This window comes from bacterium (assembly GCA_016124905.1).
Taxonomy (GTDB): Bacteria; Pseudomonadota; Alphaproteobacteria; order Rickettsiales; family RI-342; genus RI-342.
Genome location: WGMV01000023.1, coordinates 1 through 11,769 on the forward strand (window position 1 = coordinate 1; position 11,769 = coordinate 11,769).

At 56.4% G+C, this 11,769-nt stretch carries 11 protein-coding genes; 7 read left to right on the top strand and 4 right to left on the bottom strand.

Annotated elements, in window-relative coordinates:
* The 3 genes from GC177_06455 to GC177_06465 form a co-directional block, all read left to right on the top strand.
* Positions 1-1,106 (top strand): AMP-binding protein (locus tag GC177_06455; protein MBI1275596.1); only part of this gene is annotated, 1,106 nt, incomplete at its 5' end.
* A gap of 60 nt (positions 1,107-1,166) precedes the next feature.
* The gene (locus GC177_06460; GenBank protein ID MBI1275597.1) at positions 1,167-1,664 is read left to right on the top strand and encodes a hypothetical protein; all 498 of its coding nucleotides are present in this window, start codon (positions 1,167-1,169) and stop codon (positions 1,662-1,664) included.
* Between the two features lie 36 nt (positions 1,665-1,700).
* Positions 1,701-2,993: a cation:dicarboxylase symporter family transporter gene (locus GC177_06465; GenBank protein ID MBI1275598.1), complete on the top strand. Its 1,293-nt coding sequence runs from the start codon at positions 1,701-1,703 to the stop codon at positions 2,991-2,993.
* Here GC177_06465 and GC177_06470 read toward each other — a convergent pair.
* The 4 genes from GC177_06470 to GC177_06485 all read right to left on the bottom strand — a co-directional run bounded on the left by GC177_06470 (position 2,981) and on the right by GC177_06485 (position 8,015).
* Positions 2,981-4,018 (bottom strand): hypothetical protein, encoded by a 1,038-nt coding sequence (locus tag GC177_06470; protein ID MBI1275599.1) that lies wholly within the window; start codon positions 4,016-4,018, stop codon positions 2,981-2,983. The genes GC177_06465 and GC177_06470 overlap by 13 nt on opposite strands.
* Positions 4,011-4,370, bottom strand: coding sequence for a hypothetical protein (locus GC177_06475; GenBank protein ID MBI1275600.1), 360 nt, complete (start codon positions 4,368-4,370; stop codon positions 4,011-4,013). Before GC177_06475 ends, GC177_06470 begins: the two co-directional genes overlap by 8 nt.
* Before the next feature lie 61 nt (positions 4,371-4,431).
* Positions 4,432-6,231 (bottom strand): elongation factor 4, encoded by a 1,800-nt coding sequence (lepA, locus tag GC177_06480; protein MBI1275601.1) that lies wholly within the window; start codon positions 6,229-6,231, stop codon positions 4,432-4,434.
* Between the two features lie 50 nt (positions 6,232-6,281).
* Positions 6,282-8,015 (bottom strand): potassium transporter, encoded by a 1,734-nt coding sequence (locus tag GC177_06485; GenBank protein ID MBI1275602.1) that lies wholly within the window; start codon positions 8,013-8,015, stop codon positions 6,282-6,284.
* Between the two features lie 385 nt (positions 8,016-8,400).
* On the opposite strand from GC177_06485, the gene GC177_06490 reads away from it, so the two are divergent.
* From GC177_06490 to GC177_06505, 4 genes are all read left to right on the top strand, one after another.
* On the top strand, positions 8,401-8,742 hold the full coding sequence (locus GC177_06490; GenBank protein MBI1275603.1) for a hypothetical protein: 342 nt from the start codon (positions 8,401-8,403) through the stop codon (positions 8,740-8,742).
* Positions 8,736-10,595: an excinuclease ABC subunit UvrC gene (uvrC, locus tag GC177_06495; GenBank protein ID MBI1275604.1), complete on the top strand. Its 1,860-nt coding sequence runs from the start codon at positions 8,736-8,738 to the stop codon at positions 10,593-10,595. The genes GC177_06490 and uvrC overlap by 7 nt, the downstream gene beginning before the upstream one ends.
* A gap of 58 nt (positions 10,596-10,653) precedes the next feature.
* A complete protein-coding gene (gene pgsA / locus GC177_06500) occupies positions 10,654-11,208 on the top strand; it encodes a CDP-diacylglycerol--glycerol-3-phosphate 3-phosphatidyltransferase (GenBank protein ID MBI1275605.1) in 555 nt (184 codons plus the stop codon).
* 74 nt (positions 11,209-11,282) lie between these two features.
* The coding region (locus GC177_06505) for a hypothetical protein (GenBank protein ID MBI1275606.1) at positions 11,283-11,769 on the top strand (487 nt) is incomplete at its 3' end.

Here is an 11,769-nt window from a genome sequence, read left to right on the forward strand (position 1 = left end):
CCGCCCCCAGACCCGATGAGGTCATCAACATCCAATACACCTCCGGCACCACGGGTTACCCCAAGGCCGCACAGCTCACCCACCGCAACATCCTCTTCAACGGCTGGTACGTCACCGGCTGCCAGAACATCACCAGCACCGATCGCATGTGCATCCCCGTGCCCTATTACCATTGCTTTGGCTGCGTCATGGGCACGCTGGGCGCAGTGACGCGCGGCGCGGCCATGGTCATCCCGGCGGAATATTTCGACGCCGGCAAAAGCCTGAAAGCCATTGAGGAAGAGCGCTGCACCACCGTCTACGGCGTCCCCACCATGTTCATTGCCATGCTGGAGCACAAGCACTTCAAACCCAAAACCTACCCAAGCCTCCGCAGCGGCATCATGGCGGGCAGCCCCTGCCCGATTGAAGTCATGAAACGCGTCGTCAGCGACATGGGTGTACGGGAAATCACCATCGCCTATGGCCAGACGGAAACCGCCCCCGTCATCACCCAAACCCGCGCCGAGGACTCACTCGAACAACGCGTGGAAACCATCGGCCGCCCCCTTCCCGGCGTGGAAGCCAAAATCATAGACCCCACCACCCTGCAAACCCTCGGCGACAACGAGCAGGGCGAACTCTGCGCCCGCGGCCACGGCGTCATGAAAGGCTATTACAAGGACGATGCCAGCACCGAAAAAGGCTTCCTGCCCGACGGCTTCTGGCGCACGGGCGATCTTGCCACCCGCCGCCCGGACGGCAATTACAAGATCACCGGCCGCATCAAGGAAATGATCTGCCGCGGCGGCGAGAACATCTACCCGCGCGAGATCGAGGAATTTCTTTTCACCCACCCCGCCATCGAGCAATCGGCCATCTTCGGCATCCCCGACGACAAATTCGGCGAAACCTCCGCCGCCTGGGTCAGTCTCAAACATGGCCATAGCTTAACCGAGCAGGAAGTGAAGGATTTCTGCCGCAAGGGCCTGGCCCATTACAAGTGCCCCGCCCATGTCCGTTTCGTGACGGAATTCCCCCAGACCGTCAGCGGAAAACTGCAGAAATTCAAGATGCGCGAGGCCATGATGGCCGAACTGGGCCTCAAAGAACAGAAAACCGCCTGATTTCTGTCAAGGAATTGTCATGTAAATCATGGATAATCCCTGCAAACGCATAGGTAGCATATGACCATCAACAACCTGCCAAACTTCTGCCGTTATGGGCTTCAGCCTCATATTGTGTTCCAGATTCACAGCGCCCAGGAGCATTTTATCGGCCATGTGGATGTAGAATTAATGGAAGACAGCGACGGCTTTGTACCTAAAAAACTGACGTTCCATTTCCCCCATCGCCTACCGGTCCCGGTCGAATGCCGCATCCGTTCAGAAAATTGCTGGCAATACAAAGCGAGCGACGAGTCCACTCTGGCATCAAACATCATAAATCTTGCGGAGCAGGGCTTTCATTTACATGACCAGGATGGCCGTATGCTGCCAAAAGACGCCATATGGTATCGCGCCGAGAATCCAAAATCCGTCATTACCGGTATGTACGAAGCGCGGGAATCGGCGGATGCAATCCTCGCTGCACAGCGTGTCCGTTGGAATGCGATGCAGGCCCAGGCCTCTCTTGCGGAATCGGTATTTGAAGAAGCATGGATCGGCGAGAGGGCTATCGCTTAAAACATTGCAATTCCTTGCTGCACCCGCAGCGCAACCATGTTAGAAAACCCCACCTTTAAGAAACGACCGGAGTGCGTAATGGCCGGAGACAGCGTTGAAGCCAAACTTTTTGGCCTCAAATTATGGCAGCAGGTATTCATTGCACTGATTCTCGGCATCACGGCCGGCCTCTATTTCGGCAAGGATGCCGAAATGTTCAAAATCCTCGGCACCATCTTCATCAACCTCATCAAGATGGTGGTCGTCCCGCTCATTTTCTTCGCCCTCGTCTCCGGCATTACCAGCATGGAAGACTCCCACAGCTTCTCGCGCGTTGGCCTCAAGGGCCTCGGCGCTTATTTCCTCACAGCCATGTTGGCCGTCTGCTTGGGCCTGCTTTTCGGCAATCTCTTCAACCCCGGTCTCGGCCTGACGATTGATCCATCAACACTGGCGGAGCCGACCGTGCCCGCATCCGCCGCCGACAGCAAAACCGTCAGCGGCTTCATCCTCGGCATGATCCCCACCAACGCGCTGCGTGCCATGACGGAGGATCACTTCCTGCAAGTGGTCGTCTTCTCCATCTTCACCGGCGTCACCATGAACCTGGTGGCCGACCGCTGCCGCCACCTGCGCGTGATGGTCTATGAATCCGCCCAGGTCTGCTTCAAGATGATCGAGATGATCGTCCGCCTCGCCCCGCTGGCCGTTTTCGGCTTCATTTCCTGGAGCGTCGGCACACTCGGCATGGATGTCATCAAGTCCCTGCTGCAATTTGTCGTGGCCGTCATCGGCGCCTGCCTGGTGCAATATGTGTTTTTCGGCATCATGCTGATGGTATTGGCGCGGCTCAATCCGCTCAAATTCTACAAAAAAATGTTCACCACGCAGCTGATGGCCTTCTCTACCTCTTCCTCCAAGGCCACGCTCACCACCGCCATGCGCGAGCTGCAGGAAAAGCTCGGCGTCTCCGAACGCAGCACCAACTTCCTTATGCCGCTCGGCGCCTGTATCAACATGGACGGAACCGCCATCTATCTCGGCCTTTGCGCCGTGTTCTTCTCCCAGATTTTCGGCGTGCATCTCGGCATGCATGAATATCTCGTGCTCATCATCACCTGCACCTTCGGTTCCATCGGCGCGGCGGGCATTCCCAGCGGCTCCATCATCTTCATGGGCATGGTGCTGACGTCGGTGAACATTCCCATGGGCGGCATCGCCCTCATCCTGGGCGTGGACCGCATCCTCGACATGGTGCGCACCACCATCAACATCACCGGCGACGCCACCATCACCACCATCGTGGATGCATCGGAAAAAACGCTGGATCGGGATACCTACAACCGTTGAATCATTAGGTTAGGATTAAAGCCTGGGTTCTCGTCCAGAGAATAAAGGTCCATCTCATATTCTATTGTCTGCCGGTATTTCCGGTCCAGCGCATCTAAGTTGGTCTTGCACACAGGCCCATCCAGTTCAGAAAGTCTGAGCACCGCTTCAAGACTATCCACCCCCATTGCTTCCTTGAACCATTCCGGCCTGTGCAGCTCCATATGCTGCATAAAGCGAATCACCTCGCCCAAATCAATATAGGGCGTTCCTATCTCGGGCTCATACTCACCCATGAAATAAAGCTGCACATCCGGCGGCGGCCCTTTCGGGCCATCCGTCATGCTTTTGACAGAACGGATCAGCCACCCGCCTACCCCACCACCCCATACGGCCTGATCGGGGTCGATAAGCTTGGTCAGGGCTTCGTTCTTTTCCAGCGCAGGTTCCATCAAGCGACCTGATAATATCGGGATGACGCCTTGTTGTGACGCGGTCATGTAATGCGGCAGCTGCTTGATAACCTGCGACATCTGCTTTCCGTGAAACACCACGCCATCCGTCAGGAGGAGATAAGGCAGTCCTGCACCATCCGTTAAAATACGCCGTAATGATTCCCCCTCGCCCACATCATGCACCGTCACATGATGAATATCTTCGCGCCCTGGAGATAAGGCAACGGGACAGGGAACGATCGTCCTGCCGGGGTAGGCTTCCTTAAGCGCCTCCACCGTTCCCAGAGCTTGAATAATGCCCGCGCTGGGTGGGTAGAACACCAGAATGCTGCTGGTGGGATATTCATCAAAAAAGCCGGGATTCTGCTGCAGAAAAACCTCCGCCAGGCTTTTTGCGGATGCCCTTTCACGATCGAGTATCATCCCCGCATGGGTCAGAAGATCCTTACAATTCTCTTCCCCGGTTTTGATATAATGAAATAATCCATCGGACTGATAGCGCCTCGTTAAGGCCATTCGCTGAGCATTCAGCTCTTCACGCGCATCGTCCTCAGCCACTGGGTGCGCCCATGCCGGATAAAGATCAGCCATGATGCAGCCCCCCTAAGGCTGTCGTAAAACGCTGCCACACGCTAATATGCGAATTGACCCGGCCGCCGCTTTGCTCCAGCCGCCAATCCGCCAACGCATGATCCTGCTCATCCATATGCACGCCATTTTCCCCGGCATGGTATCGTGGTTGCCGTAACTGAGGAGAGTAAGAGTTAAACACTTCGCCAACCGGCATCAGATGCGCCGCACGCATCGTGTTGGCAAACATGGTGTCATGCAGGTCCTGCGTAAAAACCTGATGCCAGTAGGGCGCAATATCCAGCGCCGCGCCATTTGCAGCCGCGAATGTCTCATAGCCCTGCGCGTAATACAATCGGCGTGCGAATGTCATGTTTAACCTGCTTTAATGCAGGCAAACCCTAACAAAAAGACATGACAATAAGGTTAAATTCTTAATTATCATCCATTTTCAGGGCGGCAATAAAGGCCTCCTGCGGAATCTCCACCCGGCCCACCATGCGCATCTTTTTCTTGCCTTCTTTCTGCTTTTCCAGCAGCTTACGCTTGCGGGTAATATCCCCCCCATAGCATTTGGCCGTCACATCCTTACGCATGGCCTTCACCGTCTCGCGGGCAATGATTTTGCCGCCGATGGCCGCCTGGATGGGAATGGGGAACATCTGGCGTGGAATCAGGTCCACCAGCTTGGCGCACATGCTGCGCCCGCGTCCTTCCGCCTTGGTCCGGTGCACCAGCATGGCCAGCGCATCCACCGGCTCTCCGTTCACGAGGATCTGAAGCTTCACCAGGTCGGAATCCTCCACGCCATCCATGTCATAATCAAAGCTGGCATAACCCTTGGAGCAGGATTTCAAACGGTCGTAGAAATCGAACACCACCTCGTTCAGCGGCAGGCGGTATTTCACCATCGCCCGGTTGCCCGCGTAGGTCAGGTCCTTCTGCACGCCGCGCTTCTCTTCGCACAGCTTCAGCACATTGCCCAGATATTCATCCGGCACCAGCACAGTCGCCATGATCCATGGCTCCTTGATCGAAGCGATGTGCGACGGGTCCGGCAGGTCGGCCGGGTTGTGCAGCTCACTTGTGTCGCCGTTACGCAGTTCAAGCGAATAAACCACGCTCGGCGCGGTCGTAATCAGCGTCACATTGAACTCACGTTCCAGGCGCTCCTGGATGATCTCCAGATGCAGCAATCCCAGAAATCCGCAGCGGAAACCCATGCCGAGCGCCGCCGAACTCTCTACCTCAAACGTAAAGCTTGCATCGTTCAGCCGCAGCTTGGCAAGGCTCTCGCGCAGATGGTCGAACTCGGCATTATCTGTCGGGTAAAGCCCGCAGAACACCACCGGCAAATGTGGCTTGAATCCAGGCAATGCCTCGTCAGCGGGACGCTTGTCTTCAGTAATCGTATCCCCCACCGAGCAATCCGCCACCTGCTTGATGGCCGCCGTGATGAAGCCCATCTCACCGGTTTTCAACTCGTCGATCAGTTCCTTTTTGGGTGTAAAAGCCCCCACGCGCTCCACCTGATACGTCGAACCGTTGGACATCATACGGATCTTGGCGCCCTTCTTCAGCACCCCATCCACAATGCGCACCAGAATCATTACGCCAAGATACGGGTCATACCAGCTATCCACCAGCAGCGCGCGCAACGGATCGGCTTCAACCCCACGCGGCGGCGGCAGCTTGGTTACCAGCGCCTCGAAAATATCCTCAATCCCCATCCCCGTCTTGGCGGAACACGGAATCGCCTCGCTCGCATCCAGCCCGATCACTTCCTCGATTTGCGCCTTCACCCGGTCCGGGTCAGCGGCAGGCAAATCGATCTTGTTCAGCACGGGAATGATCTCGTGGTTATTGTCGATCGCCTGATAGACGTTGGCCAGCGTCTGCGCCTCCACCCCCGGCGATGCATCCACCACCAGAATGGACCCCTCGCACGCAGCCAGCGAGCGCGACACCTCATAGGCAAAATCCACATGCCCCGGCGTATCCATCAGGTTCAACTGGTAGGTTTTGCCGTTTTTCGCCTTATAGTTCAGCCGCACCGTCTGCGCCTTGATGGTGATGCCCCGCTCCTTCTCGATATCCATGTTATCGAGCAGCTGGGCGCTCATCTCACGCGCCTCAATCTTGCCGGCCTTTTCGATAAGTCGGTCCGCCAGGGTGGATTTACCATGGTCGATATGGGCGATGATGGCGAAATTGCGAATATGGTCTTGTGACATAATGGCTTCTTTTACAGGGGAAGTCCTCTTAGCGGAATTAATGAATGCCGTCAGTTAGAATGTGAAGGCCCTGCCTCAGCGGGAGCTTCCGCTCCTTTTCCCGTCGCCCCGAGTTTGTAGCGGATGGCCTGGGCAATGCGGCGTGTTTCAATATCGCTCACCCCGCGGGCCTTCAGCACCGCCTGGCCAAACAGCAGGCTGGTTTCCAGATATTCGGAAATAATCACGCTCGCCCCGGCCCGGCGGAGCTTGTCGGCATTGGCGGAATCTACCGCCCTGGCGGCGATCAGCGTGCCCGGGTAGGCACGCTTGGTGGCGGCAATGCTGCGCGCCAGCTCCTGCCCGCCTGTATAGGTAAACACAATCACCGAAGCCCGGTTGGCGCCAACCGCATCTAAAACATCCGCCCGGCGCGTGTCGCCATAATAGATCGGCTTCTGCTTCTTGCGCTGCTCCGACACCAGCTTGGCGCTGGTATCAATCGCCACATAGGCGATTCCCTCCATCTCAAGCATCTCGCCCAGGCTTTGCCCCACATGGCCAAACCCGGCCAGCACCACGTGGTGATCAAGGTCGCTGGTATCGGCCAGGATATGCTGAGGCTGCGCCGTGTTGCGCTTTTCCATCCAGCGCGCCAGTTTTTCGCCTGTCACACCCAGCAGCGGGGTTACCGCCATCGACATGGTCACAATCACCATCAGCTGTTGCGAGGTGCCCTTGTCGAGCAGCTTGCTCTCCGCCGCCAGGCCGAACAGAATGAACGCGAACTCCCCCCCCTGTGACAATAGCAGCCCGGTTTGGATGGCCACCGGCCAGCGTATGCCCGACAACCGGCACACCAGCGCAAGCACGGCGCTTTTCAGCGTTACCAGCCCCAGCGTGCACAGCACGATGAACAGGGTGTCGTTCTTCAGCAGGTCTATATCCAGCTGCATGCCAACGGTCATGAAGAACAGGCCGAGGAACAGCCCTTTGAAAGGCATGATATCCGCCTCCACCTGATGATGGAACTCCGTCTCCGCCACCAGCAATCCTGCAAGAAACGCTCCCAGCGCCATGGAAAGCCCCATACTGTGAGTGGCAAACGAGCTGCCAAGCACGATCAACAGAGTCAGCGCCACGAAAATCTCCTGATTGTCGATGCTCGCAATCAGACGAAAGATGGGCCGCAGAAACAACCGGCCGATCAGAACAATGGCCACCATCACGATCATACCGTTGATGAGCGCCTTGCCCAGCAGCAATCCAATCCCAGCCTGGTCGTTGCCCGCCAGCAGCGGCACCACCACCAGCAGCGGCACCACCGCCAGGTCCTGAAGCAGCAGCACCGCAAGCGAAAGACGCCCCACCTGGCTGGCTTGCCCGCCACGCTCCCGCACCACCTGCAGCACAATGGCCGTGGAAGAGAGCGCAAGCCCAAACCCTAGCACCAGCGCCACCGCCCAGTGCTTTTGCCACAGCAGCATCAACATCATCATCAGCAGCAGCCCGGTAAACACAAACTGCATGCTTCCCAGGCCAAACACATGGCGCCGCATATCACGCAAACGTTCAAACGAAAGCTCAAGGCCAATCATGAAAAGAAGAAACACCACGCCGATCTCGGCAATGCCCGCCGTGCTGTCTGCGTGCTTGATCACGCCAAACCCATAGGGGCCAATCAAACCACCCGCTACCAGATATCCCAGCACGGGGCTCACATTCATGCGCCTGAACACCACCACCACCACAACCGCGGCAGCAAGCAGCAGCAACACGTCCATCAGAAAGCTGGCGTCATGCATGGCAAAAATCGATTGGCATGGGCGCAATAAAGCAGGCCGCCCCCGGCATCGCAAGCGCTCATCCCTTCCAGCTCTTCAATTACATGCACATAGCCGTGGCAGCGTGGCAACATGGCCACATATTTGCCGATTATGCACATTAGCCCTCTTGACATTATAAAAATTTCATAAGTGTAAAAAACACCCCCATATGTAGTTTAACCATCTGCGCTAAACGCCAGTCACTTGTTTAAAAACAACAGCTTAGTTTTTTTTCGGCATTCCACATCATCAAGCGTACAATCCAGCTTTTTCCTCCATTGCAGCATTCCACCAAAAGGATATACACAAACTTATCCACAGCTTTCGTGGACAAAAGCTAACCCGCTGTTTTACAAGGACCGGCATGCCAGCCACTCTTCAAACCATCCTTCTGCTGACGGCATCCAACCTCTTCATGACCACCGCCTGGTATGGCCATTTGAAATACAAACAGTCGGCGCTTTGGCTTGCCATTCTCGTCAGCTGGCTGATCGCCTTTTTCGAATATTGCCTTCAGGTGCCCGCCAACCGCATCGGCCATCAGGTGATGAGCGCAGCCCAGCTTAAGACCATTCAAGAGGTCATCACCCTGCTGGTCTTCGCTGGCTTTTCCGTTCTCTACCTCGAAGAACCGCTCGGCTGGAATATTTTGGTCGGCTTTGGCTTTATTGCTGTCGGTGCAGGCCTTATATTCAAACCATGGTAACGGCTCCTTCCATCCCGCAAGGTATCTCAGTCATCCAAACCAATCTGGCGCTGCTGCCCGATGCGCCGGGCGTATACCGCATGCTCGGCGAAAAGGGCGAGGTGCTCTACATCGGCAAGGCCAAAAGCCTGAAGAAGCGCGTCTCATCCTACACCCGCATCGAGCAGCTGCCCAAACGCCTGCAACGCATGGTGAGTTTCACGCGCAGCATGCAGTTTGTCACCACCCGTACCGAGGCCGAGGCTCTGCTGGTGGAAGCCGGCCTCATCAAATCCCTCAAGCCGCATTACAACATCCTTCTGCGTGATGACAAAAGCTTCCCCTACATCGCCATCGACGTTTCACACCCCTACCCCCGCATCGCCAAATATCGCGGCAGCAAAAAAAGCAACGTCCTCTATTTCGGCCCCTATCCCTCCGCCTCGGCGGTCCGCGAAGTGCTCGACATGCTTCAGAAAGCCTTTCTGCTTCGCCCCTGCCGCGATTCTTATTTTGCCAACCGCACGCGCCCCTGCCTGCAATATGACATCAAGCGCTGCAGCGCTCCCTGCGTCAATCTCATCAGCGAGGCCGACTACAAACACCTGCTGAACGAGGCCGCTGAGTTTCTGGAAGGCAAAAACGACAGCATCCACAAGCAGCTCGCCAGCCAGATGGAGCAGGCGGCCGCCAACATGGATTACGAAAAAGCCGCCCAGCTGCGCGACCGCATCCGCGCGCTGGCGCGCATCAACGCAAACAGCCTGCTGCTCTATCCGTCGCTGGATAAAACAGACGCCCTGGCCATGCACCGCGATGCCGGGCAGGCATGCATCCAGCTTCTCTCCATTCGCAATGGCCAGGCGGCGGGCATGCACAGCAGCTTCCTTTCCGTCGATGCCGATATGAGCGATGCCGACATTCTGCAGCAATTCATCATCCAGCATTACACCAGCTACCCCGCCCCGCGCCTTCTGCTCATCCAGCATCCCGCCAGCGAAATGGACCTGCTGGCCGAAGCCCTTTCCCAGAAAGAGGGCCGCCGCGTGGAACTTGCGGTTCCGCAGCGCGGAGAAAAAATGGCGGCGGTGGAATTCGCCCTTAAAAACGCGCGCGATGCCATGGCGCGCAAACTGTCCGAAAGCAGCAGCCAGCTGAAACTGCATGAAGCTCTGGCCGAACGTCTGCGCCTTTCTGCCCCGCCCGAGCGCATCGAGATATACGACAATTCCCATATCCAGGGCGCTCACTCGGTTGGCGTCATGGTCGTCGCCGGGCTGGAAGGGTTTCAGAAAAACGAATACCGCAAATACAACATCAAAACCACGCCGGGCGATGATTTCGGCATGATGCGCGAAGTCATGCAGCGACGCTTCCGCGCCGCCTCAAAAACATCCGATGACGGCGCCGAACCCGTCTTGCCGGACTTGATGATCATCGACGGCGGTGTCGGCCAGGTCAATGCCGTGGTCGCCATGCTCAAGGAAATCGGCCTGGATACCGAAAAAGAAAGCATCGCCATTGTCGGCATGGCCAAAGGGGTTGATCGTAACGCGGGAAGAGAACAGCTCTGCATGCCGGGCAAGGAGCCCTTCCGCCTGCCGGAACAGGATCCAGCCCTTTACTACATGCAGCGCTTGCGTGACGAAGCCCACCGCTTCGCCATCGGCACCCATCGCGCCAAACGGGGCAAATCCATGACCGAATCCTCGCTGGACCATGTCCCCGGCATCGGTCCGCGCCGAAAAAAGGCTCTTCTGCAGCATTTCGGCTCTGGCAAGGCCGTCATGGAAGCCAGCATGGAGGAATTGCTCCAGGTCAGCGGCATCAACGAAGCCGTAGCCGAGAAAATCCACAGCCATTTCCGCAACTGATTGCCAAGCCAGGGGTAACCGACTATTTTCCCTCCAGCCCCTTAAGCTGAAAGCCCCCATGAGCGGATTCATCAAACAACACCTGCCCAACTGGCTCACCCTGGGGCGCATCCTGGCCGTTTTTCTGGTCATTCCCGCCTATTACCTCACCGATGGCCTCTGGCATTACTGGCTGCCCTGGAGCATTTTCGCCTGGGCCTGCTTCACCGATTTTTTCGACGGCTACCTCGCCCGCATCTGGCACAGCCAGAGCAACCTCGGCAAATTCCTGGACCCCATCGCCGACAAGCTGCTCATCACCGCCTGCATACTCATGCTGGTCGGCGATGGCCGCGCCCATGTCATCCCCGCCATCATCATCATCCTGCGCGAGATGTTCATCTCCGGCCTGCGGGAATTCCTGGCCGACAAGCAGGTCCAAGTGCCTGTAACGTTTCTCGCCAAGGTCAAAACCAATGTGCAGATGGTGGCAGTCGGCTGCATCATGGTGGGCGACGGAGCCTTCGACAGCTGGCATGTCACCGATATCGGCCACATCCTCTTCTGGCTGGCCGCCGCCATTACTCTTATCACCGGTTACCAGTACGCCCGCATCAGCTGGGCACAGGTTTAACCTGTAACAAAAACATCATTAAAAACAGGTCGGCCGTCATACAACCACAACACAAGGTTGTTACCTTTCGTTCCATGAACCAGGACAGCAGAATCTTTAATACCGAGATCTATGACACCGCTGTCATCGGCGTAGGCTTTGCATTGCTTTGCAACTGCGTGGATGAACAGAAACGGGCCTTTGTCACAGATATCATGGAATTTTTGAGATCAGACCCTGAAATGAATCTGGCCTTAAAAGGTTCCTACAGCGACCTGGCTGAACGGCACATTAAATATTATCGGCACCTCACCCATAAACCGGAAGAAACCAACGAGTTTCTTGACATGACCTGCGGTGTCTCAGAGATGCTCCAAAACCATATGGCGGAGCTTGGCATTCAGCAGGATTTGCTCGAACGTGCGCAAGCGGCAATCATTTTCATCAAACGAACTTTCGATTTTCTTCAGCTGGATGAGCCCATTCAAGCACGCATGGCTCTGAATATCGCAAACAAGGAACGAGAAGGTTTTTCGCAAATCTCCCGTGGTTTTAGACTCTGGTTGCTGGAACATGGAAAGG